This window comes from Arthrobacter oryzae, from assembly GCF_030718995.1.
In the GTDB taxonomy this organism is placed as follows: domain Bacteria; phylum Actinomycetota; class Actinomycetes; order Actinomycetales; family Micrococcaceae; genus Arthrobacter; species Arthrobacter oryzae_C.
Genome location: NZ_CP132204.1, coordinates 2530976 through 2556430 on the forward strand (window position 1 = coordinate 2530976; position 25455 = coordinate 2556430).

The window sequence follows — 25455 nt, forward strand, 5'->3', positions numbered from 1 at the left end:
AGCTGTGAGCCACATCACCGACGATGCCACAGGGCCCGAGGGCCAACGCGTGGATGCAGGATTTTTTATGAAAGGGACACCAATGAAGGTGCAGAACACCCTCACGAGCGGGACCAGCCGCCGCGTCTTTACGGCGGGCGCGCTCTCCGTAGTGGCGGCCCTGGCGCTCAGCGCCTGCGGCGGCGCGTCAGCGACCGCACCGGCAACCGCCACCGCCAAGCAGGACCTGAAATCCGCCGGTGCCGGCACGATCACCATGTGGGTCGACGCCGAACGGTCACCTGCGCTGAAGGACATCACCGCTAAGTTCCAGGCCGATACCGGCATTGAGGTGAAGCTCGTCGTCAAGGACTTCGCCGCTGTCCGCGACGACTTCATCACCCAGGTCCCCACGGGCAAAGGGCCGGACCTGATCGTCGGACCCCATGACTGGGTGGGCAAGTTCGTCCAGAACGGCGTGATCGCTCCGATCGAACTCGGAGACAAGTCGTCGTCCTTCCAGGATTCCTCCATCAAGGCCATGACCTTCAACGGTTCCGTCTATGGCGTCCCCTACGCCATCGAGAACATCGCGCTGCTGCGCAACACCGACCTGGTGGCCGAGAGTGCGGCAACTATGGATGAGGTCGTGGCCAACGGCAAGAAGGCTGTGGCTGACGGCAAGGCCACGTTCCCGTTCCTTGTCGGCATGGACCCCAAGCAGGGCGACCCGTACCACCTCTACCCGCTGCAGGCGTCCATGGGTTCCCAGGTCTTCGGCCAGGCGGCCGACGGCGGCTACGACCCCAAGCAGCTCCTCATCGGCGACGCCGCGGGCGTCGAGTTCGCCAAGAAACTGGTGGCCTGGGGCGACAGCGGTGAAAAGATCATCAACTCCAACATCACCGGAGACATTGCCAAGGAGAAGTTCCTGGCCGGCGAATCCCCGTACTTCCTGACGGGCCCGTGGAATGTTCCGGACGTCCAGAAGAAGGGCATCAAGTTTGCGGTTGACGCACTGCCCACCGCCGGCGACAAGCCCGCCCAGCCATTCATCGGCGTCAACGGCTTCTTCATCAGCGCCAAGAGCGCCAATGCGCTGGCCACCAACGAGTTCGTGACCAACTACCTCACCTCCGAGGACGCACAGGATTCCATGTACAAGGCCGGCGGCCGCCCGCCGGCGCTGAAGTCCTCCTTCGAGAAGGCTGCCAGCGACCCCGTCGTTGAAGCATTCGGCAAAATCGGTGCCACCGGTGTTCCCATGCCGGCCATCCCGGAAATGAGTGCCGTCTGGGCCGACTGGGGAGCCACGGAACTTGCCCTGATCAAGGGCCAGGGCGACCCGGCTGCCGACTGGGCCAAGATGGCTTCCAGCATCAAGGCAAAAATCGCCGGCTGACGCCTTCCATCAGGCTCGCTCCTGCCAATGACAGGCCGGGCGGCTCTCGCCGCCCGGCCTGTCCGCTGCAGCCCCGCTGCGGCCCCTGCCGTTGCGCCCGCCACGGCAGCGCCACGGCAGCGCCCCGAACTCTTCACGGCCCCGCTTCTCCCAAGGACCATAGACAGCCATGCCCAAAACAGACCTTTTCCAGGATTCTCCGCCGCCCCCGTCGTCGGGAGCCGAACCAACGTCGGGAGCGGGAGCCGAATCAACGTCGGGAGCCGCAACAACACCGGGCGGCCGCCCCCAGGGCCGGCGTCCGGGACTGCCGAACCGCCGCTCCCGCGATGACTCCGCCAGGGGGACCGTCGCCAAGATTGTGCTCCTGGGCCTGGTCGACGCCCTGGCTGTCTATGTCCTGATGATGCTTTTCCTGAGCCAGTCCTGGGGTGCCCTGGCGGTCTCGTCCGCCGTCGTCCTGGCCATTAATTGGATTTACCTCCGCAAGGGGGGACTGCCCGCAAAATACCTGGCACCGGGCGTGCTGTTCCTGCTGGTGTTCCAGGTCTTCGTGGTCCTGTTCAGCGGCTACATTGCCTTCACCAATTACGGTGACGGGCACAACAGCACCAAGGACGACGCCATTGCGGCCATCCAGCTGACCGCCCAGAAGCGCGTCCCGGACTCGCCGGCCTACAAGGCAGCTGTGCTCACCAAGGGCAGCGACTTCTACCTGCTGTTCACCGACCCGGACGGCAAGGCCTCGATCGGCAGCACCGGCACGCCCCTGCAGGAGGTCCCCGACGCCGGCACCGACTCCACGGGCAAGGCCAACTCTGTTGACGGCTACCGGACACTCAATTTCCAGGAAATCGTCGCCAACCAGCAGGAAATCCTGGCCATCACGGTACCCGTCTCCGACGACCCGGCTGACGGCACGCTGCGCACGGCTGACGGCAGCAACGCCTACGAGTTCAAGCCGGCGCTGACGTATGACGCGGCAGCCGACACGTTCACCGACACGGACACCGGCACCGTTTACCGCGACAACGGCAAGGGCGCCTTCGCGGACAGCAACGGCGAGACCCTCACCACCGGCTGGAAGATCGACGTCGGCATGGAGAACTTCGCACGTGCCTTCACCGATCCGAGCCTCCGCGGGCCGCTGCTGGGCGTCATCCTGTGGACCTTCACCTTCGCCGTCACCTCCGTGGGCCTGACCTTTGCGCTGGGACTCTTCCTGGCCGTCACCTTCAACCGCGAAGACCTGCGCGGCAAGAAGGTGTACCGGATCCTGATGATCCTGCCGTACGCTTTCCCCGCGTTCCTCTCCGGACTCGTCTGGTCCGGCATCCTCAACCCGCAGTTCGGCTGGCTCAACCAGACGCTGCTGGGCGGTGCCACGATCGGCTGGCTGACCGACCCGTTCCTGGCCAAGATCAGCGTCCTGGTGGTCAACCTGTGGCTTGGGTTCCCCTACATGTTCCTGGTGTGCACCGGCGCCCTCCAGTCGCTGCCCACGGAGCTCGATGAAGCTGCACGCATGGACGGCGCCGGACCGTGGCGGGTGTTCCGGTCCATCAAGCTGCCCCTGCTGCTGGTCTCCATCGCACCCCTCCTGATTTCGTCCTTCGCCTTCAACTTCAACAACTTCAACGTGATCTACATGCTTACCGGCGGCGGACCGCGCTTCGGGGATACAGACCGCGACATCGGGGCCACGGACATCCTGATCACGCTTGTCTACAAGGTGGCGTTCGGGCAGGGCACAGGACGCGACTACGGCCTCGCCAGCGCGCTGGCCATCATCATCTTCATCATCGTGGCCACCGTTTCGGCCATCAGCTTCAAGCAGACCAAGGCACTCGAGGACGTGAACTCATGAACGGGTCAACGGCACGCACGGGCACGACGGCGGCACCCGCCGCAGGCTCCGCCGTCACCGCTTCCGGCACCACCGACGTCGAACAGCTGAAGCAGCTGCAGCGGCGGCGCACCTTCGGTGCCTGGTTCAAGGACAAGGGCTGGCGACACCTCGTGGGAATTGCGGTGACCATTTTCGCGATCTTCCCGCTGCTCTACGTGCTGTCCGCCGCGTTCAACTCCACCGGCACACTGGTGGGCTCGAACGCACTCTTCAGCAGGCTGGACCTCGGCAACTTCACCGCCCTGTTCAACGACCAGTCGCGGCCCTTCGGACGCTGGTTCGTCAACACAATGGTGGTGGGCGTGGTGACCTCGGCCGCGACGGTCTTCCTGGGTGCCATGGCCGCGTACGCATTCTCCCGCATGCGCTTCAAGGGACGCCGGATCGGACTGCTGAGCCTGCTCCTGCTCCAGATGTTCCCCCAGCTGCTGGCCGTGGTGGCCATCTTCCTGCTGCTCAGCGGAATCTCGGAGGTCATCCCTGCCCTTGGCCTGGGCAGCCAGCTGGGCCTCATCATGGTGTACCTCGGCGGTGCGCTCGGGGTGAACACGTACCTGATGTACGGCTTCTTCAACACTGTTCCGCAGTCCTTGGACGAGGCGGCGAAGATCGACGGCGCCAGCCATGTCCAGATCTTCTTCGGCATCATCCTGCGCCTGGTGACACCGATCCTTGCCGTGGTGGGCCTGCTGGCCTTCATCGGCATTTCCAGCGAGTTCGTGATCGCCAGCGTGGTGCTGACAGACCCGGACAGCCAGACGCTCGCCGTCGGACTCTACTCGTTTGTCGCCCAGCAGCGCTCGGAAAACTGGGGCGTCTTTGCCGCCGGCGCTGTGCTCGCAGCAGTCCCGGTGATGGCCCTGTTCCTGTTCCTCCAGCGCTACATTGTCAGCGGGCTTACCCAGGGATCGGTCAAAGGCTGAGCATGGCTCCATTTCCTGCGCACTGCCCCCTCCCGCACCACGACGGTTCGCCCCTGCACGCACCCCGGCGCACTGAACTTGGCGATACTGCCCGGCTCCGGGTGAGGGTCCCTGGGGCGTGGGGACGTGCCGCCAGGATCTGGCTCCGGTCCGTTCATGACGGTGAACCGAGATACGACGCCGCGCGCATCGTGGGGGAGTGCGACGGCTGGACGTGGTGGGAAGCGGAAATGACCGTCACCAACCCGGTGGCCCGGTACCGCTTCCTGCTGGAGGCCGACGGCGGGTACTGGAGCCTCAACGCGCAGGGGCTGTTCCGCCGCGATGTCTCCGACTACGCGGATTTCCGCCTGACCTCGTTCCCGGCTGCGCCGCAGTGGCTGCGGCGGGGAACGATCTACCAGGTGTTTCCGGACCGGTTCGCGCGCTCGGCCGGGGCCGGTTCGCATCCGGCGCCCGACTGGGCCGTCCCGTCCGACTGGGACCACACCGCGGTGGAGGGAACCGGACCGGCAACGCCGCTCCAGTTCTACGGCGGAGACCTTGCCGGGGTGGCGGAAAGGCTGGACCACATCCAGGAACTCGGCGCCGACGTCATCTACCTGACACCCTTCTTCCCGGCACGCTCCAACCACCGCTACGACGCCTCCACCTTCACCACGGTGGATCCGCTGCTTGGCGGGGACGGTGCGCTCGTGGCGCTCGTGGAAGCGGCCCATGCCCGCGGGATCAAGGTGCTGGGCGACCTCACGGCGAACCATTCCGGCGACGCCCACGAGTGGTTCCGGCAGGCGCTGGCGGATCCGAAATCAGAGGAAGCCGGCTACTACTATTTCAGCGCGGACCACCGGACCTACGAATCCTGGTATGGCGTGGCCTCGCTGCCCAAGCTCAACTGGTCCTCCGAAGGGTTGAAGCGCAGGTTCGTCCTTGACGACGACTCAGCGGTGGCGCGGTGGCTCAGGCCGCCGTTCAGCCTGGACGGCTGGCGGATCGACGTCGGCAATATGACCGGGCGGCTGGGTGCCACGGACCTCAACCGCGAGGTGGCCCGGCTGATCGCCGAACGGGTGCGGGAAATCAACCCCGGCGCCGCGTTGCTGGCCGAAGCCACGAACGACGCCGCGCCGGACTTCACCGGCGAACACTGGCACGGGGCCATGACCTACGCGAACTTCACCCGCCCGCTCTGGTCGTGGCTAGGAGGGGACGCCGCGCACGTGAATTTCTTCGGCACGCCCCTCGCCGGGCCGAACAGGGTGGGCGCAGAGGACTTCCTTGCCACCCACCTGGACCTCGCGTCGGGCTTCAGCTGGGACCTACGGTTGCAGAACATGAACGCCCTGAACAGCCATGACACGGCACGGGCGGCCACAGTGATGATCGACGGCGGGCAGCTGCTCGGGGCCGTCATGATGTTCACCCTTCCCGGTGTCCCGGTGGTCTTCGCAGGGGATGAATTCGGACTCAAAGGCTCCAACGGTGAAGACTCCAGGACGCCGATGCCCTGGAATGACTCCCGCCGGATCGAGAAGGACCTCCGTGCCAGCTATGCAGCCCTGGCAGCCCTGCGGCGGGGGCAGGCGGCGCTCACCGAGGGCGGAATCCGCTGGCTGTATGCGGAAGGCGATGCGATCGCCTTCATCCGGGAAACTGCGGGAAGTGCAGTCCTGGTGTTCGTGGCCCGCGCGGCCGCCCGGGCCGACGTCGCGGCCGGCTCACTGTCCCAGGCACAGTTGGCCGCCCTGGCAGGCCAACCCGCATTCGGCGTCGGAAGCGTCAGCGTCGCGGCCGGGAACGGGTGCACCAGCATCCGTGCGGGCGAAGCAGCGGCCGCTGTCTGGGTCCTTCCCGGGACGGACACGCCCGCCGTCTAGATGTATTGACCTGAGAGGTTAGTGACGCGGCTGGCCGGTGTCTGACCCTTAAGGGCAGTGTGGGCTCGGTGGTGATTGTAAGCATGGAGCCAGTCGGGGAAGGCGGCAACACGCTCGGCCTCGGAGCGGTAGGGGCGGGCGTAGGCCCATTCCTCCAGCATCGTGCGGTTGAACCGTTCGACCTTGCCGTTGGTTTGCGGGCGATAGGGGCGGGTGCGTTTGTGCTTGATGTCCGGGCCCAGGGCTTGGGCGAAGGCGCGGGACCGATAGCAGTTTCCGTTGTCGGTCAGGACGCGCTGGACCGTGATCCCTTGGGCTTGGAACCAGGCGTTGGCGCGGTGCCAGAAGGCTGCTGCGGTTTCCTTTGTCTCGTCGGTGAGGATCTCGGTGTATGCAAGGCGTGAATAGTCATCGACGGCATTGTGGAGGTAGTGGTAGCCGGGCCGGCGGTTGGATGGAGTCCGGGCCTTGTTCCGGCGTCCGGTGGCCCTGCCGAGGGCGCGGTGTCCGCCGCCGTCCGGGATCCGACCAAGTTTCTTGATATCGACATGGACCAGGTCCCCGGGCTTCTCGTGTTCGTAGCGGCGGATCACTCTTCCGGTGCCACGATCAAGCCAGGCCAGTTTCGCCAGCCGGTAGCGGGACAGGACGCGGTGCACCGTGGAGGGGTGGATTCCCAGCAGATAACCGATCCTTGCCGGCCCCCACCGGCGGTTCACGCGCACGGCGATGATCCGCCGCTCCGTCCGCGTTGCTGTCCGCCGGGGCGAGGAATGCGGGCGGCTGGAACGGTCATTCATTGCCTCCGGGCCGTGCTCGCGGTAGCGCTGCGCCCAACGAGCCGCCGTTGGCACTGAGACCTGGAAGCGTTCAGCGGCACGGCGCAGACTCCAGCATTGGTCAACGACACATTGTGCGAGCTGCAGCCGGCCACGAGGGGTCAGAAGAGCGTTAGGGTGGGACATGAAGACCTCCGTGCGTGGAATTGGACTCTAGACAAGCCCCACTCCACCCGGAGGTCTTCTTCATGTCACCAAACCACGCCGCATGTAACTAACGTCCGTGGTCAATACATCTAGACTGGAGGCCGGATTCGACGGACCTGGAGGCCGCATGGGCAATATCGTTGACGAGCTCAAAACCATTCTGGAGCCCGGCAAGCTGGCCGTGGACGAGATGACCTTGGCGGCCTACGCCGTGGACCAGGCCCCGGTGGTCGACTACCAGCTGCCGCTGGCCGTCGTCCGGGCCGAAACTGTCGCGGACGTGCAGGCTGTGGTCCGTGCCTGTGCGAAACGCGGCGTGCCAATCGTTGCCCGCGGGGCCGGTACAGGTGTCTCCGGCGGCGCCCATGCCAGCCCGGGCTGCATTGTGCTGGGCCTTGAACGGATGAACCGCATCCTTGCCCTGAATGCGGACGACGAGACCGCCGTCGTCGAACCCGGCGTGATCAACGCCGACCTCAACGACGCCGCCGCCGCCCACGGGCTGATGTACGCGCCGGATCCCGCCAGCTTCCGGACGTCCACCATCGGCGGGAACGTGGCCACCAACGCAGGCGGCCTGCGCTGCGCAAAATACGGCGTCACGCGCGATTCGGTGCTGGCCCTCGACGTGGTGCTGGCGGACGGATCCCTGGTCCACACCGGGCATCAGACGTTCAAGGGTGTTGCGGGCTACGACCTGACCGGGCTGTTCGTCGGCTCCGAGGGGACGCTCGGAATCGTGGTGGGGGCAACGGTGCGGCTGAAATACCTGCCCCGCGAAGTGCACACCATTGCCGCGTTCTACCCGGACTTTCGCAGCGCTGCGGCAGGCGTGCTGGCTGTGGGGAAAGCGCGGGTCCAGCCCGCCATTATGGAACTTCTCGACGGCGGTTCGCTGCTTCAGCTCGACGCGATCCACGGCTCGGACCTGAGCTCCCGCGGAGCCTCGCTCCTGTTGATCCAGACAGACGGCTTCGGGGCAGCTGCGGAGGCAGACGTGGTCCGCGAGGTCCTTGCCGCCGGCGGAGCCACGGTGACAACGGAGGCCAGCGCCGAAGCCGAGCGGCTGGTGGAACTCCGGCGTAACAGCCGCGGTGTGGAAGTGGACGACGAATACCGGGTGGGGGAAGACGTTGCCGTGCCGCGCTCGCGGCTGGTGGATTACGTCGGCGAACTCGAAGCCATGGCGGCGGAGCACGGCGTGCAGCTCAAAGTTGTGGCGCACGCCGGCGACGGCAATCTGCACCCCACATTCTGGGTGGACCGCGTGGACAACGAGGTGGACGCCGATGCCATGCAGCGGCTGGGCGACTGCCTGGACAGGTCAATCACGGTGGCCCTGGCCATGGGCGGCACCATCACGGGCGAGCACGGGATCGGGCAGTACAAACTGCGCTGGCTGGGCCTGGAACAGCCCGAACCCGTGCGGGAACTGCAGCGCCGAATCAAGCATCTCTTCGATCCGGCCGGCATCCTGAACCCCGGAAAAGCGATTTAGCTCGGCGGCTTAGTCGTCTGCGTCCGGGTATTCGTCGATGTCCTCGTCGCCGTAGCGGGACTGCTCGGTCTCGACTTCGAGGATCTTGAGCAACTCCGTGTCGGGGTTGAGCATGATTGCCGCCTCGTCGCGGCGGTGCCGGAGGATGGAATCGATGTAGGACTGCACCGCTTCGGCGAGTGGAATGTGCCGTTCCTGCTTCTCGGACATGTACCAGCGGTGTTCCAGCACCTCGTGGACAGCTTCCGCGGGTTCGAGCTTGCCGGAAAGGTCTCGCGGGATTGAGCGGACAATGGGCTCGAAGATCTGGCTGACCCACAGGTGGGCGCTGTATTCCTCGTCCATCGCCGGGTTGTTGTCGGCGCGGAACGAGTCCATGTCGTTGAGCAGGCGGCGGGCCTGGTTCTCCTGGGCGTCCAGTCCGGTAAGCCGCAACAGGCGGCGCTGGTGGTGGCCCGCGTCCACTACCTTGGGCTGGAGCTGGATGGTGGAGCCGTTCTGGGTGGTCTTGATGGCGTATTCCTCGACGTCGAACCCGAGCTCGTTGAGCTTCCGGATCCGGGCGGCCACTCGCCACCGTTCGCCGATCTCGAAGGATTCCTTCTCCGTCAGCTCGGTCCAGAGCCGCCGGTAGCTGTCCATGATGAGTTCGCTGGTGGCCACCGGGTCCACCTTCTCCTCGATCAGGCCGCCGTCCAGCAGGTCCATCAGCTCACCGGCAATGTTGACCCGGGCGATCTCGAGATCGTACTCACGCTGGCCCGTGGACAGGTCCGGATACAGCTCGCCGGTCTCCGCGTCCACCAGATAGGCGGCGAAGGCACCGGCGTCGCGGCGGAAGAGGGTGTTGGAGAGCGAGACGTCGCCCCAGTAGAACCCGATCAGGTGAAGCCGCACCATCAGCAGCGCCTGGGCGTCGATGAGGCGGGTGAGCGTGTCCTTGCGCAGCATCTGGGAGAAAAGAGCCCGGTATGGCATGGAGAACTTCAGGTGCCGCGTGACGAGGACCGGGTTCAGGGGCCTGCCGTCGGGCGTGGTGCGGCCCGTGATGACGGCAACCGGCTCAACGCACGGCACGTCCAGGCGGGCCAGCTTGCGGAGCATGTGGTACTCGTGGCGCGCCACGTGTTCGGACGTTTCCTTGATGGCGATCACCGATCCGCCCAGGTGGGCGAAGCGCACGATGTGCCGGGAAATACCGCGAGGGAGCGCCGCGAGGTATTCCGCAGGCCAGTCCTCCAAAGCGATGTGCCACGGCAGGTCCAGGAGCTCGGGATCAGCCGATGCGGCGGTGATGCTCAGGTTGCTGGAGACGCTGGAACTCTTGTCGTCGTTGGCGCTGGCCGCTTCAAACCGAGGCAGTTTGCCGATCTGGCCGTAGTCGGTGGGTTCGTCGTGCCATTGGGCGTTGCTTTCCTCGGTCATGTGCCAATTCTTCCGTACGTAGGGGCGGCCCGCCTAAAGAAAGCGGGGAAACCGCGCTTAAATCACGACGGCGGCCCGTCCAGTGAGGAGGGGCCGCCGTCGGTTGGTGCTAAAGGCTAGTCGCCGAGGCGCAGGCCGGTCTTGGTGTCGAACAGGTGCACGTGTCCGGACTGCGGGCGAACGTAGATGGACTCGCCCTTCATCGGGGGACGGCGGCCGTCGACGCGGGCCACGATGTCGTGGCTCTTGCCGTCCAGCGTGGTGTGGCCGTAGACGTAGGCGTCGGCGCCGAGTTCTTCGACGACGTCAACCTCAACCTGGAGGCCTTCACCTGCGGCGACCTGCTCGAGGTCCTCAGGGCGTGAACCCAGGGTGACTGTGGCGCCGTGTGCCTCTTCGAGGATGTTGCGCGGTACCGGGTAGACGGTTCCGCCGAACTGGACGCCGCCGTCGACGACGGGGAGTTCCAGCAGGTTCATGGCCGGGGAGCCGATGAAGCCGGCGACGAACACGTTCTTGGGCTTGTCGTAGAGGTTGCGCGGGGTGTCAACCTGCATCAGCAGGCCGTCCTTCAGCACAGCCACACGGTCACCCATGGTCATGGCCTCGACCTGGTCGTGGGTCACGTAGACGGTAGTGACACCTAGGCGGCGGGTCAGGGACGCGATCTGCGTACGGGTCTGGACGCGGAGCTTGGCGTCAAGGTTGGACAGCGGCTCATCCATGAGGAAGACCTGCGGGTTACGCACGATGGCGCGGCCCATGGCAACACGCTGGCGCTGACCGCCGGAGAGTGCCTTCGGCTTGCGGTCCAGGTAGGGCTCGAGGTCAAGCAGCTTGGCTGCTTCGCGGACACGCTCGGCGCGCTCTTCCTTGCTGACGCCGGCGATCTTCAGCGCGAAGCCCATGTTGTCCGCAACGGTCATGTGCGGGTACAGGGCGTAGTTCTGGAAGACCATCGCGATGTCGCGGTCCTTCGGGGGAACATCGGTGACGTCGCGGTCGCCAATGAGGATGCGGCCTGCGTTGACGTCCTCAAGACCTGCAAGCATGCGCAGGGAGGTGGACTTACCGCAGCCGGAGGGTCCGACGAGGACCAGGAATTCGCCATCGGCGATGTCGATGTTGAGCTTATCGACGGCGGGCTTATCTGTGCCCGGGTACAGACGTGTTGCGTTATCAAAAGTAACTGTTGCCACAGTTATCAATCCCTTCACCGGCAGGTACGTGCCGGACGATCCGTTGTGAATGGTTCATGTTTATTCAGTTGTCCACGGTTTTTCAGCCGTGTACTCCCCGGCCGAAGCCGAGGAGTATCGCATGACGCCGCACGGTCTCTGTGCGCCACATCACAAACAGAGTATGTCAGATTTTATGCAATTGGGTGCAAATGTTACGGGCGTCACATATGAGATTCGTAACAGGTGCGGTGTGGGGCCGGGGGCTCGGCCGCGGAATTACGCGGATTTACGGGGATTCAGCCAAGGCCCGGGTCCGTTCCCGGAGCAGGGTCTCCAGCAGTTCGGCGATGTGCACGGGTGCCTCGACGCGGAACTGCGCCTGCGTGAAGTCCAGCCCCACCTTTACCCCCACGTCGCCCGGATACAGCCGTCCCAGCGCGTCCTCATCGGTGGTGTCGTCGCCGGCGAACACCACGGCCGTGGCATCGGTCGCCTGGCGCAGGAAGGCCATGCCCTCGCCTTTGGACGCGTGGACCACGGACGTTTCCAGCACGCGGTTGCCGTTCTTCAGGTAGACGTCCCGCCGGCCCTGCAGGGCTGCCCGGGCGGCAGCGACGGCGTCCTCGGCCACGTCGTCGGCCGCGAGGCGGGTATGGAGCACCACCCCGGCAGGTTTGTCCTCCAGCAGCGTGCCAGGCGCCTGCTCCACGATCTCCTCAAGGATGCGGCGGACCTCCGCCAGCAGGGCAAGCTGCTCGGGGTCGAGCGTCAGCTCGGACGAGCCCGGTCCCAGCCAGGCCTCGGCCCCGTGGCTGCCGATGAGAAGGGTCTCCGGGGGCGGCGAAGCGACCGCCCGGAGGCTGCCCAGTGCCCGGCCCGAGATGAGTGCCGTCGTCGTTCGCGGGAGGGCCGCGAGGGCGGCGAAGGCTGCAGCGGAGCGGGGGAGCGGGCGGGCATCGGCCGCATGGTCAACGAGGGGGGAGATGGTCCCGTCGAAATCCATGGCCACCAGAAGGTGATCGGTGGCGGCAACTGTCTTGAGGGCGGCCAGGAGTTCGGGCTGAAGCGTCAGGGGCGCCTTGCCGGGGGCTGCATCAGGTGTCATCGCGGACCACTTTCTCTTTGAGTGCTGCAAGGAACTCGGCTGACCAGTGGTCGACGTCGTGGTCCAGGATCTGCTTGCGCATGGACCGCATCCGCCGGGCCGCCTCGGCAGGCTGCATGTTGACGGCCCTCATGATGGTGTCCTTGAGTCCGTCGATGTCATGCGGATTCATCAGCAGCGCCTGCTTGAGCTGGTCCGCGGCACCGGCGAATTCGCTCAGCACCAGGGCGCCGTCGTTGTTGGTACGCGCCGTCACGTATTCCTTGGCAACCAGGTTCATGCCGTCCCGCAGTGCCGTGACCAGCATGACGTCGGCGGCAAGGTACAGCGCCACCATTTCGTCGATCGGGTAGCTGTGGTGGAGGTATCGGACGGCAGTGTTCTGCATGGTGTCGTAGGTGCCGTTGATGTGGCCCACGGTGCCTTCCACTTCTTCACGGAGGAGGCGGTACTGTTCCACCCGTTCCCGGCTGGGGCTCGCCACCTGGATCAGGGCCGCGTCCTCCACCGTGACCTTGCCGTCGGCCAGCAGCTCTTCATAGGCCTTGAGCCGGTGGCGGATGCCCTTGGTGTAGTCGAGGCGGTCAACGCCGAGGAGGATGGTCTTGGGGCTGCCGAGGTCCCGGCGGATCTGGCGGGCACGCTCGATGATCTCGGGCTTGCGCGCCAGTTCGCTGATCTGCTTGACGTCGATGGAGATCGGAAACGCCTGCGCCCGGGCAATGTGGGTGGTTTCGCCGTCGGGACCCTTGACGTGGACCTGCTGCTGCTTGACGCTGGCACCCAGGAAACGCCGGGCGGAACGCATGAAGTTGCCGGCGTCGCTGCTCCGCTGGAAACCGACCAGGTCGGCACCGAGGAGGCCGTCAATGATGGCGCGGCGCCAGGGGAGCTGGGCAAAAATCTCCGGCGGGGGAAACGGTATGTGGTTGAAGAACCCGATTTTGAGGTCAGGGCGTGCTTCGCGGAGCATCTTGGGAACCAGTTGCAGCTGGTAGTCCTGCACCCAGACGGTGGCCCCCTGATCGGCGTGGCGCACGACGGCGTCGGCGAACCGCCGGTTCACCTTGCGGTACGAATCCCACCAGGTCCGGTGGAATTCCGGCGGCGCGATGACGTCGTGGTACAGCGGCCAGAGGGTGGCGTTGGAGAAGCCCTCATAGAAGAGCTCGACGTCGTCAGTGCTTAGCTGCACCGGGACCAGGTCCATGCCGCCGTGGCTAAAGGGCTTGACGGTTTCATCCGGGGCACCATGCCAGCCCACCCACGCGCCGTCGGTCTTGGTCATCATGGGGGCCAGCGCAGTAACGAGGCCGCCCGGCGACCGGCGCCAGCCGTCCTCGCAACCCCTGTCTTCCGGGGAGCAGCGGTCAACCGGCAGCCGGTTGGACACCACCATGAAGTCGTAGAGCGCGGCAGCCGCGTGGCCGGCGTGGGCGGGCTTTCCTTCGGCGGTTGCTTCGGACTTTTCACGGTGCGTAGTGTGCATTGGTGTCCCTTGGGTTGCTAATGGCTCGAAGTCAACCCTAGTCGGACGGAATCTTCCGTGCTATCCATCCGTTGGGCAGACAGGCGGAAACTTGAAGGCGCAAGCTCTCAGGTTTCTCCCCTAGACTGAAAAAGTTGCCACTGATGTGGTCCGCACCTGGCCGATCGACCCGAGGAACTGATGAGCGCCGCAAACGAACCCCGCAAATCCAAAGCAGAACGCACTGCCGAGGCCCGCGAGAAAGCCCGTGAGATCCGTGAAGCGCAGCTGAAGAAGGACAAGCGCAACAAGCTCCTCATCGGCTGGGGCATCGTGGTGGCGGTAGTAGCCATCCTCGCGATCGTGGCACTGGTTGTCAGTTCCAACATCCGGAACAACGCCCCGGTGGCGGACGAAGGTCCCACCCCGGCCAACGGCAACATCCACGGCGGCGTGACGCTGCTGGCCAACTCCGAGGTGCTGAAGTCCGAGCCCGCCACGGTCAACGTGAAGGACGTCCCCGCCAAGCCGGAAACGCCGCCCGCCGAGGTGACGGCTCCCGGCGCCGAGGCTGAAGCCGGCAAGCCCGTGAAAGTGGTCGTATACGTCGACTTCATCTGCCCCGTCTGCAAGCGGTTCGAAACCACCTACAACGAACAGCTGACCAGCCTCCGCAACGAAGGCAAGATCTCGGTGGAATACCGGGCCCTCGGTTTCCTGGACCAGCAGTCCACCACCAACTACTCCTCACGCGCGGCCAACGCCGCTGCCTGTGTGGTCAATGAATCGCCCGAAAAGTACGCCGACTTCGTCAATGCGCTCTTCGACAAGCAGCCCGCAGAGGGTGGTGCGGGCCTTTCGGATGACGAACTGAAGAAGATGGCCACGGACGTGGGCGCCAAGAGCATCGATTCGTGCGTGGAAGAGAAGAAATTCCGGCCCTACGTGAAGGTGGCCACCCAGGAAGCTGCGGCCATCGGCGTGACCGGCACCCCCACCGCCTTCGTCGACGGCAAGCAGTGGGGCAAGGGCGACTCTGCCAACACTGACCTGATCCCGTTCATCCAGGCTGCCATCGACGCCAAGGGCTAGGAACCACCGCCCCGCGCAGCAGCCCAGCGGCCCGGCTCCGGAACCCTCCGGAACCGGGCCGCTGCCGTTTTTACCAGCGGGGCGTCCTTGGGCTACCCTTATCTAGCACTGCACCTGGTGCCGCTGTTGAGCCGGATCCATCCGGCAGAAACAGGTACGCCTCCTTAGCTCAGTTGGCCAGAGCACCGCTCTTGTAAAGCGGGGGTCGTCGGTTCGAATCCGACAGGGGGCTCCACGAAGGCTGCCATTGTTCGCGCCTATTGCTGGCTCCCCGTGAGGCCTACACTGTGTTGCATCCAGCGGTGCAAGGCATGGAGGAGGACGTCATGGCGGTCATTGAGCAGGTACGTGAGGGAATGCACGTGGTTGCACCGGACGGGAAGAAGATCGGCAAGGTCGAGGACCTGAAGATGGGTGATCCGGAGGCGGTTACCTCGGACGGCCAGACCGACGCTGAAACAGGAGGCCTGGTTAGCGCGGTGATCGACCATTTCGCCGCGACCTCCAGTCTGCCCCGCCACACAGCGGAGAGGCTGCTGCGGATCGGTTATGTGAAGGTTGACAGATCCGGTCTGTTCGCCGGGCATGCGTATGTCGCCTCGGATGAGCTCGACCGTGTTGAGGGCGACACGTTGTGGCTCAAAGAGGGCGTGCGCGCCCATCACTGAGGCCCGCGGGCTGCTTGGCGTGCACCGGGGCCCGGGTCCTTCGACCCTAGGCTGCAGCGTTCGCGCCGCGGATGGTTGGCGTATGAGCCATGAAACCGAAATCCGCCTGGTCCAGCGCACCGAGCAGCCCACCGCCGTCGTCCGCGAAAACGTGCCCATGAACGAGCTGCCGGAATTCTTCGGCCGCGCTTACGGCGCTGTTATGGCAGCGGCCCAACAGCAGGGCGTGCAGTTGGGCGGCCCGCCTTTTGGCCGGTACCTGAACATGCCCACCGACTCCGTCGACGTCGAGGCAGGCTTTCCGGTCTCGGCGCCGATCTCTGCGTCCGCAGGAGTGGCGGCCGGGACCCTGCCGGCGTGCCAGGCCTTCGAAGCGACCCACACCGGTCCGTACGACACCCTGAGCACGACGTACGACGCCATCCAGGAGCGGATGACCGAAGAGGGTTTCAGTCCGGCTGGTTCCATGTGGGAGTACTACCTCAGCGACCCCGCCACGGAGCCGGATTCCTCCACGTGGAAGACCCTGGTTGTGTGGCCCGTGGCTGAGTCGTAACGACCGGGGGCCGCGCTGAGTCCCGTCGCCTAGTCCTCGGCGTCGATCTTTTCCAGCAGGTCCTTGGCGGCCTTGGCGATTTCATGGTGGTTGTGCTGGGCAGCCCGGCTTTCCAGGGAGGCCACGGCGCAACGGTGGACCTTCTTGAAATCCCCGAAAGGAAAACTCACGCTGCCCTTGGTTCCTTCCGACTCGTCCGGGTCCAGGCCCAGGTGCCACTTGGAGAACTCCGGAAAGCCGTGCTTGTCGATATAGGCATTTTCCTGGTCCGCCGACGGCGCGTGCTCGCTCCAGTCGTCCCGGGTATCGCGGACAACTTTTCCGTCCTTGACGAGGCTGCGGGCGTGCTCCAGTGCCTTCTTGTTGAGTTTCGTGGCCATGCCATACCTCCGGAGGTCTCGGATGCTGTGCATCAAGGCTAAATCCACGGTTCACGGGCCGCCAGCACCTCTCCATTTGCGAATGTCGGAAATGTAACGCCGCGGAGACTGCGGCGAAATGTTCCCACAACATGCGTCGCCTACGTTTGGCCCTATGACAACGCGCCTGCTCACCAGAATTGCCTCGTGGTTCGAGGCCCGGCCCACGCCGGCAGCAGCGGACCCTGCGGACCACGCCGCCTGGGAGCAAGGTCATGCCGCCATCGCCGACGTCACCAGGTGGGGCTGGCTTCCGGCCCTCAGCGGGGTGTCCTTTGCTGCCGACCATGCGGCGATCGCGCACCGGAAAAAGGCTGCCGCGGCAAGCGAGGGGTAGCCGCCGGCTTGCTGCGCTGGAGGTCTGGTTGCCCTGCTGGCGGGCGTAATGTGTCGGGTTGAACACACTTTTCTTCAACTACCGTCATAATGGCCTAAACTGCTTCACTGAGGTGCCCGAGACGGCGCTGCGCAGCAACGAAAGTGAACCCCGCCATGGCTACCGATTACGACGCCCCACGCAAGACAGAAGAAGAGTCTCCCGCTGAATCGCTGGAGGCCCTCCAGGCGTCCCGCGGCGGCGGAGCCCAGACCGCCGTTATCGATGTCGACGAGAACGACACCGCCGAAGGCATTGACCTTCCGGGGGCGGATCTTTCCGGCGAGGAACTGACGGTCACTGTTGTCCCGGAGCAGTCGGATGAATTCACCTGCTCCTCCTGCTTCCTGGTCCGTCACCGGTCCCAGGTTGCCAAGGAAAAGAACGGTTTGAAGTACTGCCGCGACTGCGAAGGCTAGGAAGCCTTCGGCGCGGCCGCAGTTCACGCGCCTAACATTTTCAAACGCACGGCACGCGAGGCGCCGGCAACCCGCAGGGGCTGCCGGCGCCTCGCTGTGTGCCGTTCCGTAACCTGCGCGGCGGCAGGTTAACGGTTGGGCGCCGAACGGACGTGGACCCTCGTCATTGCCTGTCCGGGCTCCTACGCTTGAGATATCTCATCGCTTCCAGGGGTGGCTGAAATGAAGAAATTCCAAGTGTGGCTCGCAGCAATTCTGATGGCCGCCGGGCTGGGACTTGTGGCCCCGGCGCCAGCGTCCGCTTCCTACTGCGGCCTGGTGTGGGGATCGCTGGCAAAATCCGACGACACCATGGGCACGGGGCAGGTCACGAACGTGCGGACCGGGCAGCACTACTGCTTCGACCGCATGGTGGTTGACCTCAACGGGCCCGTGGAAGGCTACACGGTCCGGTATGTCCCCACGGTGGTGCAGGACGGTTCAGGCCTCCCGGTTCCCCTGCGGGGACGGGCATTCCTGCAGATCACCGTGAACTCACCGGCTTACGACGGCGGCGGGAACCCCACGTATGACCCTGCGGACCCGAAGGAACTCGCCAACGTCGGCGGCTACCAGACCTTCCGCCAGCTCGCCTGGGCCGGAAGCTTCGAAGGTTACTCCAGCCTCGGCCTCGGTGTCCGCGGACGCCTTCCCTTCAGGGTGTTCACCCTGGACGGACCCGGGGCAGGATCCCGCTTTGTGGTTGACGTTGCCCACTACTGGTGAGCAGTTGGCGGGCTGCTGCTGAGCTGCCCGCCTTACTCCGGAACCACCAGGGCAGGGGTGTCCTTGCGGATGGTTTCGCCGCGGAAGAACCCGGGGCGCAGCCTGGCCATGATGAGCATGAACACGGCGCCCAAGGCGAGGATTCCCACCCCGAGGACGAAGACCAGCCCCACGCCGAAGATCTCGGATCCGCTGCCGAACTCCGGCGCCCAGCTGTCCGCGGCCGTCTGCAGGAACACCACCAGCAGTCCCAGGCCGCCCAGCAGGGGGCATAGCAGCCGCAGCACGAAGTTGCGGACGCTGCTGAAGACGCTGTTGCGGAAGTACCAGGTGCACGCGAACGCCGTCAGCCCGTAGTAGAAGCAGATCATGAGTCCCAGGGCAAGGATGGTGTCGTTCAGGACATTTTCGCTGACCACATGCATCACCGCATAGAACCCCGCGGAGAGGACGCCTGCAGCGATCGTTGCGAAACCCGGCGTCGAAAACTTCCTGCTCATGTGGCTGAAAGGCTTCGGCAGGGCACCGTAGTGTGCCATGGCCAGCAGGCTGCGGGACGGCGAGGTGAATGTGGACTGCAGCGACGCCGCGGAGCTGGACAGGACCGCCAGGGACATGAGGATCGCAAACGGGCCCATGATGGGGGAGGCCAGCGCGGTGAAAATGTTTGCGTGGTTCTCTTCGTTGTTCAGCCCGACGCCCTCGGTGCCCACGCCGGCGAACATCATGGTGGCGATGGTGACCAGGAGGTAGATGCCCAGGACCACCACGGCGGTGAGGGTGCCGGCAATGCCCGCGGTCTTCTTGCCGTTGGCCGTTTCCTCGTTCACAGTGAGGCACACATCCCAGCCCCAGTACACGAAGATGGACAGCGAAATTCCGGCGGCGATCTGCCCGAAGGTCTCGATCTTGGTGACGTCAAACCATTCCCAGCTGAACGGGATGGAGGTTTCCGAGGACGACCAGTTGGCGAAGGCCATGGCCACGAACAGGCCGAGCACCAGCAACTGGAATCCCACCAGGCCGTACTGCACGATCTTGGTGGTGTGCAGGCCGCGGTAGCTCACCCAGACGGCCAAGGCCACGAACACGAAGCACGTGGCGACGTTCAGGAGCTTGTTGGCGGCGAGGTCCGCCAGTTCCGGGGCGCCGGTGAGCTGGGCAAGGAACAGGTAGAAGAAGTCCACCGCCACCGCTGCCAGGTTGGACAGCACGATGATGTTCGCCGCGAGGAGTCCCCAACCTCCCATCCACCCCACCCAGGGGCCGAAGGCCTTGGTGACCCAGGTGAAGGTGGTGCCGCTGTCCGGCGAGTCGGCGTTGAGCTCACGGTAGGCCAGGGACACCAAAATCATGGGGATGAAGCCGATGAGGAAAATGACGGGCAGTTGCAGCCCGGCCTCGTTCACGGTGGGGCCAAGGGCGCTGGTGAGCGTATAGGCCGGCGCGATGGTCGAAATGCCGAGGACGACGACGGCGAGGAGGCCCAGTTGCCCGCCCTTCAGTCCCTTTCCGGTGATGCCGTGCGCGGTTCCCGGCGCGTCAGCGCCGGTTGAACCGGCGCCGGATGCTTTTGCGCCGGCTGCGCCGGACTGGGAGCCCTGGCGGATGGTTTGGGTCATGTCCGGACCTTTCACGAAGTCAATACTTTAGAGGAAGCAGCAGGCTGCTGCTGGGTGATGCAGTGGATGCCGCCGCCCCTCGCGAACAGCTCGCGGGCGTCGATGCCCACGATCCGGCGGCCGGGGTAGGCGTCGGCAAGGATCCGCAGGGCCTTTTCGTCGTTGGGGTCGGCGAACGTGCAGGCAATCACGCCGCCGTTCACCACAAGGTGGTTGATGTAGCTGTAGTCCACGAAACCTTCGTGGTCCCTGAGGGAGGCGGGAGCGGGGACCTCGATGATGTTCCACTCGCGGCCTGCGGCGTCCCGGGTGGTGGCCAGGAAACTGATGATTTCGCGGCTGACCTCGAAATCGGGATGCTCCGGGTCCTGCTGCGAATGGACCAGCAGCGTTCCGGGGGAGGGGATCGCGGCCACGATGTCCACGTGCCCCCGGGTTCCGAACCGTTCGGAGTCCCTGGTCAGGCCGCGGGGCAGCCAGATAACGTGGGTGGCGCCGATGGTCCGTGCGAGTTCGGCCTCCACGTCCGCCTTGGTCAGTCCGGGATTGCGGTCCGGGTCCAGTTGCACGGTTTCGGTCACCAGCACGGTTCCCTCGCCGTCCACGTGGATGCCGCCGCCTTCATTGACCAGGGAGGAGGCAAGGTGGCAGGCTCCGGACCGGCCCGCTACTTCCGCGCCGATCAGCGCGTCTTTGTCCCAGCGCGCCCAGTCCTGCCCGCCCCAGCCGTTGAAGACCCAGTCGACCGCGCCCAGGCGCCCGTCGTCGTCGAGGACGAAGGTGGGGCCGATGTCCCGCATCCAGGCATCGTCCAGGTCCGCGATGAGCACCTCGACGGCGGCATCCAGGTAGCGCGCGGCGGTGCCGACGTCGTCGGGCGCCACCACCACGGTGACCGGCTCGAATTCGACGGCGGCATTGGCAACGGCGGCCCAGACGGACCGTGCGGCGTGTGCCTCCCCGGCGGTGTCACCGAGCGTGTAGCCGCCTGTGGGGAACGCCATCCAGACGCGCTCTTGCGGTGCCGTCTCGGCGGGCATGCGCCAGCGGCTCATGCGGTCACCTCGTGGTAGGTGCGGGCCTCGCCGCCCAGCGGCTGGTCGTGCCGCACCGGTTCGGCCAGCCGGCCGTAGGTGTCCGGGCGGCGGGTGGCCAGGAAAGGAAAAAGGGTGAGCCAGTCCCTGCGCTGGTCAAGGTCCAGGTCGGCCACCAGGACGGCGGATGCGTCGCGGGGCGCCTGGACGAGAATCCGGCCGTACGGGTCCGAGATGAAGGAGGAGCCGTAGAAATTCAAGGTTCCTTCGTTTCCCCAGCGGTTGGGGGCCACCATGAACAGGCCGTTGGCGATCCCGTTGCCCACGATCACCTGCTGCCAGAGCGGCTGGGTGTCGAACTCCGGGTGGTCCGGTTCGGAGCCGATGGCGGTGGGGTAGACCAGGATGTCTGCCCCGCCCAGGGAATACAGCCGGGCGAGTTCCGGGAACCATTCGTCCCAGCAGGTGGGCATGCCCAGCCGGGCTCCGCCCAGTTCGGCCGGGGAATGGACCTCGTAGGCATCCCCGGCGGCGGGCCCCTGGCGGAAGAACTTGTCCTCGTAGTAGCCGGCGGTCACCGGGATGTGCAGTTTATGCGTGCGGGCAAGAAGTTCACCCCCGGGCGATACCAGGATTGCAGTGTTCAATCCAAGGCCGTCGTCCGATCCGTCCGGGTTCTCCGCGCGCTGGTAGAGGGAAGCGTGGACGGAGATGCCGTGCCGGCGGGCGGCCTCCGCGGCGAAGCGGAAGGTGGGCCCGGTCAGCAGGTCCTCAGCAAGGTCCGACGGGCGGGGGCGCGGGGCCCAAGGCCGGGCCGTATCGTTCTCCGGGCGCGTGTCCGCGGGGTAGCGGGACAGCGTCAGCTCGGGCAGGAAGACCACCGTGGCGCCGAGCCGCGCGGCGCGGCCGATGCCTTCGTCGAGTTCGGCCAGGAGGGCGTCCGGGTTTGTGTGCCAGCGGTGCTGCACCACGCCCACCCTCAGGGCGGGGCGTGCGGACGGCGTTGTCCGCGCCAGGGAAGGAGGGGAGTCGAGGCAGGAAATTTCAATCATGTGCTTACTTCCAGTGAGACGACCGTCACTAAATGAATGACGTTCATTTAGTATGAGGGGTCACAAACCGTCGGCGCAAGGGTTAAATGAATTACGTTCTTTTATTTCGGGGAACGGTGGCTGGGAGGGTGTCGGGAAGGGGCGGCGTCGTGGAGGGTGCCCGGAGCTAGGGTCGTTTGGCATCTGACCGCAACGACGCGCGCAGTTCCTTCCATGCCCCCGTGCACCACAGGGCCCATGCAACCAATACGGGCTGGAAGAGCAGCCGCACCAGGCGGTCGCGGTCCGTGTCCAGGCCGAACGCGTCCGTCCGGGTCGCGTACTGCGAGATGTTGCCGGGGAAGATCAGGATAAAGAACGCCGCCGCGAGCAGGCCCACCGGGACGCGGCGTTTGCGCAGCGCGATCAAGGCGGCACCGAGGGCGACTTCCAGGACGCCGGACGCCAGGACCACGGCGTCCTTGTCCACCGGGAACCATGGCGGAACCTGTGCCTGGAACTCCTGCCGCGCCACGGTGAGGTGGCTGATCCCGGCGAAGGCCAGCGCACTCCCGAGGGCAATGGCGCCGATCAGCCGTGGTACCGAAACCTTCCCGGCCGGGCGGGTGAGGAGATGGGTCAGTGCCGTTCGAATCCGTTCCATTACCGAAAAGTAACATGCTTACCCACCCGGGCCGGCGGCCGCAAGTCGGCTGTCAGTTACTAAGCTCACTGAGAAATTTCCTGCAGCCCTCCTCCGCCGCCCCGCGTGGCTGATAGCGTCAGGACTACTGGACCAATCGAGGAGGATTCATGAAAGCTTCACCGACGCTGACCAACAATCTGCAGGCTGTGCTCGCGGACCTGATTGAACTGCATATCCAGGGCAAGCAGGCTCACTGGAACATCGTGGGAACCAACTTCCGCGACCTCCACCTGCAGCTGGATGAAATCATCGATGCCGCCCGGAACTTCGCCGACGACATGGCGGAGCGCATGCGCGCCCTCCACGCCCTGCCGGACGGCCGCAGCGCCACTGTGGCCGAAACCACCAGCCTTGCGCAGTTCCCGCAGGGGCTGATCAACACCAGGGACGCCGTTGACCGCATCGTCGCGGCCCTGGAAGCCGCTGTGGGAACCATGCGCAAGGTCCACGATGAGGTTGACGAGGAGGATCCCACCACGGCGGATCTGCTGCATGAGTTCATTTCGAAGCTCGAGCAGTACGCCTGGATGGTGGGCGCTGAGAACATGAAGGCTTCAGCCAGCGTGACCACTCCCGACAGCAAGCCGAGCAGCAAGTAGGCCGGCGGCAGTAGCACTACGGCGACTCCGGTCGCTGGCCACCGCCAGGAAGCCCGGCGCCGGAGCATGTCCCGTCGCCGGGCTTCCTGCTGTCCCGGGGTGCTATCGCCCCGGATGGCGGGCGGCGTCGGGCGGATCTATGTCGCCTTGGGGACTCCGCGGAGTACGACGGCGACGAGGGCTGCCGCCCCGGCCATCAGTACCAGCGCAATGGACGCCGTCACATGGACGCCCGACTCAAAGGCGACCCTGGCCGCGGACGTCAGTGCGTCCGCCAGCGGCGCCGGCAGCGACTGTGCCAGCTCCATGGCCCCCGCCAGCGTCTCCTGGGCCTGCGCGGTCCCCTCCCCGGTGCCGGCGGCGCTGACGCCCTCGGGCAGGACGAGGTTCCGCTGGTAGGACGCCGTCAGGATCGAACCGAGGATTGCCGTTCCCAGCAATGAGCCGATCTCGTAGCCGGTCTCCGAAATGGCGGCCGCTGCTCCTGATTTCTCCGGCGGCACGGATCCGAGAATCATGTCGTTGGATATCGTCTCCGCAGCGCCCACGCCCAGGGCCAGGACCAGGAGTGCGGCCAGCAGCAGCGCAGGGCCGCCGGAATGATCCCCGAACGCCACGATGAAGTAGCCGGTGGCGCTCAGCGAAAGTCCGCCGGCCACGACGAATCCGGGCCTTACCCTGCGCACCAGCGGGACCACCAGCAGTCCGGCAAGCACGGTGGCAACCAGGGCGGGGATCATGGAGATCCCGGCCTCCGTGGGCCGCCGGCCCTCGAGTAGTTGGAGGTGTTGGGCCAGGAAGAGAATGAAGCCGTTGAAGGAAAACAGTGCCAGGACATTGGCCGTAATCGCCGTACTGAAGATCCTGTTGCCGAACAGGCTCATGTCCAGCAGGGGGCTGTGAAGCCGTTTCTGCCGCCGGACGAAGGCATAGCCCATCAGCAGTCCGAAGCCGGTGACTGCCGCCGGCACAGCGCCGAAGCCCTCCGTTGCCAGCGCCTTGATGCCGTATACGAGCGGAACCATGGTCAGCAGCGAGAGGGCGATGCTGGCAACGTCCACTGTTCCTGGCCGGGGATCCCTGGACTCCGGAATGAGCACCGGGCCAAGGGCCAGGATGGGCAGCATGATGGGCACGGCCACCAGCAGGATGGCGCCCCACCAGAAATGCTCCACGAGCCACCCGCCGAAGATGGGCCCGAGCGCGGCGCCGCCGGAGAAGCCAGCCGCCCAGATGGCGATGGCAAGCCGGCGCCGGTTGGGATCCGGAAAGATGTTCCGGATCAGGGACAAAGTGGAAGGCATCAGCATCGCGCCGAAAAATCCGAGGGCGGCGCGCCCTGTGATCAGCCACTCCGCGCTCGGGGCAAATGCCGTGGCGGCGGACACCGCGGCGAACCCGAAGCTGCCGATCAACAGGAGCCGCCGGCGTCCGATCCTGTCGCCGAAACTTCCCATGGCAACCAGGAGGCCAGCCAGGACCAGGGGGTACGCGTCAACGATCCACAGCAGCTGAACGCCGGTTGGCTCGAGGCTGCCGGCGATGGCGGGCAGGGCAAATGTCAGTGCGGTGTTGTCTACGGCGACCAACAAAACCGGGAACATCAGCAACGCCAGTGCAAGCCAATCCTGTCCGCGTTTCGGTGTGTGGAGACTGCTGCCGGGAACAGGGCGGCCTGCTGCAGCGGAGCTCCGCGTGAAAGTCGGGGTGACCGGCGTCGAAGGTGCTGATGTGTTTCCCATGACAATAACTATACCGTCCGGACGGTACAGTTAAGAAACCGGCCCACCAACCGGGCATGATAGGAGCCATGGCCAGAAAACCCGTTGCGCGCGAAGCTGTGCTGGACGCCTTTGAATCCCTCCTGATCGAAGTGGGCGAACGTGCCGCCACGCTGGACGCCGTTGCCCGGCGCGCCGGCGTTTCCAAAGGCGGGCTGCTGTACCACTTCCCGAACAAGGAGGCTTTGATTTCGGCGTTGCTGGAACGGATGGACCTGCTCGTTGCGGGAGATCTGGACGTGATGGCAAAAGCTCCGGAAGGGGCTGCGGCCTACTTCATACGGTCCTCGCTCTGGGCGGGAACCCCGCTGGACCGCGCGTTTGTTGCTGCCACGCGGCTCGCCGAGGTGGCCCACGCGGAAACGATGCACCGGTTCGCGGCAGTCCAGCGGAGCTGGCTGGAGCTTTTGGCCGGCGACGTCGGGCCGGCCATGGCCAAGGCTGTCCTCTATATGGGTGACGGCCTGTACTACAACGCCATGCTGGCCAGCGGCCCCGGTGCCGCCCCGCCGGAAATGAGCGGCGACGTCGACAGCCTCCTGGCCGCCGTCGAGCGGCTCCGCGGCTGACGTCCGTCATGCGGCGCCGGGCTGGACGGCAGAGTTTGCAGACTGGACCGCCGCGTAGGACAATT

At 65.5% G+C, this 25455-nt stretch carries 24 protein-coding genes and 1 tRNA gene; 14 read left to right on the forward strand and 11 right to left on the reverse strand.

Going from position 1 to position 25455, the window contains the following annotated elements; all coding sequences use genetic code 11:
* The first annotated feature begins 82 nt into the window (after positions 1–82).
* The 4 genes from Q8Z05_RS11665 (at position 83) to Q8Z05_RS11680 (ending at position 6090) form a co-directional block, all read left to right on the forward strand.
* The gene (locus Q8Z05_RS11665; protein WP_305943546.1) at positions 83–1381 is read left to right on the forward strand and encodes a sugar ABC transporter substrate-binding protein; all 1299 of its coding nucleotides are present in this window, start codon (positions 83–85) and stop codon (positions 1379–1381) included.
* A 169-nt stretch (positions 1382–1550) separates the two neighbouring features.
* On the forward strand, positions 1551–3248 hold the full coding sequence (locus tag Q8Z05_RS11670) for an ABC transporter permease subunit (protein ID WP_305939803.1): 1698 nt from the start codon (positions 1551–1553) through the stop codon (positions 3246–3248).
* Positions 3245–4213 (forward strand): sugar ABC transporter permease, encoded by a 969-nt coding sequence (locus Q8Z05_RS11675; protein WP_305939804.1) that lies wholly within the window; start codon positions 3245–3247, stop codon positions 4211–4213. The genes Q8Z05_RS11670 and Q8Z05_RS11675 overlap by 4 nt, the downstream gene beginning before the upstream one ends.
* Before the next feature lie 2 nt (positions 4214–4215).
* Positions 4216–6090, forward strand: coding sequence for a glycoside hydrolase family 13 protein (locus Q8Z05_RS11680; protein ID WP_305939805.1), 1875 nt, complete (start codon positions 4216–4218; stop codon positions 6088–6090).
* Here Q8Z05_RS11680 and Q8Z05_RS11685 read toward each other — a convergent pair.
* Positions 6087–7055, reverse strand: a complete 969-nt coding sequence (locus Q8Z05_RS11685; RefSeq protein WP_305939806.1) for an IS481 family transposase — start codon at positions 7053–7055, stop codon at positions 6087–6089. The genes Q8Z05_RS11680 and Q8Z05_RS11685 overlap by 4 nt on opposite strands.
* A 148-nt stretch (positions 7056–7203) precedes the next feature.
* Between Q8Z05_RS11685 and Q8Z05_RS11690 the strand changes: the two genes are divergently transcribed.
* On the forward strand, positions 7204–8574 hold the full coding sequence (locus Q8Z05_RS11690; protein ID WP_305939807.1) for an FAD-binding oxidoreductase: 1371 nt from the start codon (positions 7204–7206) through the stop codon (positions 8572–8574).
* 9 nt (positions 8575–8583) lie between these two features.
* On the opposite strand, the gene Q8Z05_RS11695 is transcribed toward Q8Z05_RS11690, so the two are convergent.
* The 4 genes from Q8Z05_RS11695 to Q8Z05_RS11710 form a co-directional block, all read right to left on the reverse strand.
* Positions 8584–9999 carry a DUF4032 domain-containing protein gene (locus Q8Z05_RS11695; protein ID WP_305939808.1) on the reverse strand — a complete coding sequence of 472 codons (1416 nt, stop codon included), beginning with the start codon at positions 9997–9999 and terminating at the stop codon, positions 8584–8586.
* Positions 10000–10115: 116 nt separating this feature from the next.
* On the reverse strand, positions 10116–11198 hold the full coding sequence (locus Q8Z05_RS11700; protein ID WP_028271384.1) for an ABC transporter ATP-binding protein: 1083 nt from the start codon (positions 11196–11198) through the stop codon (positions 10116–10118).
* Positions 11199–11466: 268 nt separating this feature from the next.
* Positions 11467–12285 (reverse strand): trehalose-phosphatase, encoded by an 819-nt coding sequence (gene otsB, locus Q8Z05_RS11705; protein WP_305939809.1) that lies wholly within the window; start codon positions 12283–12285, stop codon positions 11467–11469.
* Positions 12275–13774, reverse strand: coding sequence for an alpha,alpha-trehalose-phosphate synthase (UDP-forming) (locus tag Q8Z05_RS11710; RefSeq protein ID WP_305939810.1), 1500 nt, complete (start codon positions 13772–13774; stop codon positions 12275–12277). Before Q8Z05_RS11710 ends, otsB begins: the two co-directional genes overlap by 11 nt.
* A 180-nt stretch (positions 13775–13954) precedes the next feature.
* Between Q8Z05_RS11710 and Q8Z05_RS11715 the strand changes: the two genes are divergently transcribed.
* The 4 genes from Q8Z05_RS11715 (at position 13955) to Q8Z05_RS11730 (ending at position 16069) form a co-directional block, all read left to right on the forward strand.
* Positions 13955–14845 carry a DsbA family protein gene (locus Q8Z05_RS11715; protein WP_305939811.1) on the forward strand — a complete coding sequence of 297 codons (891 nt, stop codon included), beginning with the start codon at positions 13955–13957 and terminating at the stop codon, positions 14843–14845.
* A gap of 158 nt (positions 14846–15003) precedes the next feature.
* Positions 15004–15080: transfer RNA gene (locus Q8Z05_RS11720), tRNA-Thr, on the forward strand.
* A gap of 91 nt (positions 15081–15171) precedes the next feature.
* A complete protein-coding gene (locus Q8Z05_RS11725; protein ID WP_305939812.1) occupies positions 15172–15513 on the forward strand; it encodes a PRC-barrel domain-containing protein in 342 nt (113 codons plus the stop codon).
* 82 nt (positions 15514–15595) lie between these two features.
* Entirely contained in the window at positions 15596–16069 is a 474-nt protein-coding gene (locus Q8Z05_RS11730; RefSeq protein ID WP_305939813.1) for a GyrI-like domain-containing protein, read from the forward strand.
* Between the two features lie 29 nt (positions 16070–16098).
* On the opposite strand, the gene Q8Z05_RS11735 is transcribed toward Q8Z05_RS11730, so the two are convergent.
* Positions 16099–16449 carry a hypothetical protein gene (locus Q8Z05_RS11735; RefSeq protein WP_305939814.1) on the reverse strand — a complete coding sequence of 117 codons (351 nt, stop codon included), beginning with the start codon at positions 16447–16449 and terminating at the stop codon, positions 16099–16101.
* A gap of 154 nt (positions 16450–16603) precedes the next feature.
* Between Q8Z05_RS11735 and Q8Z05_RS11740 the strand changes: the two genes are divergently transcribed.
* From Q8Z05_RS11740 to Q8Z05_RS11750, 3 genes are all read left to right on the forward strand, one after another.
* Entirely contained in the window at positions 16604–16825 is a 222-nt protein-coding gene (locus Q8Z05_RS11740; RefSeq protein WP_305939815.1) for a hypothetical protein, read from the forward strand.
* Positions 16826–16980: 155 nt separating this feature from the next.
* Positions 16981–17283, forward strand: a complete 303-nt coding sequence (locus Q8Z05_RS11745; RefSeq protein ID WP_305939816.1) for a DUF4193 domain-containing protein — start codon at positions 16981–16983, stop codon at positions 17281–17283.
* A 222-nt stretch (positions 17284–17505) separates the two neighbouring features.
* Entirely contained in the window at positions 17506–18048 is a 543-nt protein-coding gene (locus Q8Z05_RS11750; protein WP_305939817.1) for an AMIN-like domain-containing (lipo)protein, read from the forward strand.
* Positions 18049–18080: 32 nt separating this feature from the next.
* On the opposite strand, the gene Q8Z05_RS11755 is transcribed toward Q8Z05_RS11750, so the two are convergent.
* The 4 genes from Q8Z05_RS11755 to Q8Z05_RS11770 form a co-directional block, all read right to left on the reverse strand.
* The gene (locus Q8Z05_RS11755) at positions 18081–19670 is read right to left on the reverse strand and encodes an APC family permease (protein ID WP_305939818.1); all 1590 of its coding nucleotides are present in this window, start codon (positions 19668–19670) and stop codon (positions 18081–18083) included.
* 11 nt (positions 19671–19681) lie between these two features.
* A complete protein-coding gene (locus Q8Z05_RS11760) occupies positions 19682–20725 on the reverse strand; it encodes an agmatine deiminase family protein (RefSeq protein ID WP_305939819.1) in 1044 nt (347 codons plus the stop codon).
* Positions 20722–21756 (reverse strand): nitrilase-related carbon-nitrogen hydrolase, encoded by a 1035-nt coding sequence (locus Q8Z05_RS11765; protein ID WP_305939820.1) that lies wholly within the window; start codon positions 21754–21756, stop codon positions 20722–20724. Before Q8Z05_RS11765 ends, Q8Z05_RS11760 begins: the two co-directional genes overlap by 4 nt.
* 166 nt (positions 21757–21922) lie before the next feature.
* Positions 21923–22399, reverse strand: coding sequence for a DoxX family protein (locus Q8Z05_RS11770; RefSeq protein WP_305939821.1), 477 nt, complete (start codon positions 22397–22399; stop codon positions 21923–21925).
* A gap of 149 nt (positions 22400–22548) precedes the next feature.
* Between Q8Z05_RS11770 and Q8Z05_RS11775 the strand changes: the two genes are divergently transcribed.
* Positions 22549–23040 carry a Dps family protein gene (locus Q8Z05_RS11775; RefSeq protein ID WP_305939822.1) on the forward strand — a complete coding sequence of 164 codons (492 nt, stop codon included), beginning with the start codon at positions 22549–22551 and terminating at the stop codon, positions 23038–23040.
* Positions 23041–23177: 137 nt separating this feature from the next.
* On the opposite strand, the gene Q8Z05_RS11780 is transcribed toward Q8Z05_RS11775, so the two are convergent.
* Positions 23178–24782 (reverse strand): MFS transporter, encoded by a 1605-nt coding sequence (locus Q8Z05_RS11780; protein WP_305939823.1) that lies wholly within the window; start codon positions 24780–24782, stop codon positions 23178–23180.
* A 68-nt stretch (positions 24783–24850) separates the two neighbouring features.
* On the opposite strand from Q8Z05_RS11780, the gene Q8Z05_RS11785 reads away from it, so the two are divergent.
* Entirely contained in the window at positions 24851–25390 is a 540-nt protein-coding gene (locus tag Q8Z05_RS11785; protein WP_305939824.1) for a TetR/AcrR family transcriptional regulator, read from the forward strand.
* The last annotated feature ends 65 nt before the right edge of the window (positions 25391–25455 follow it).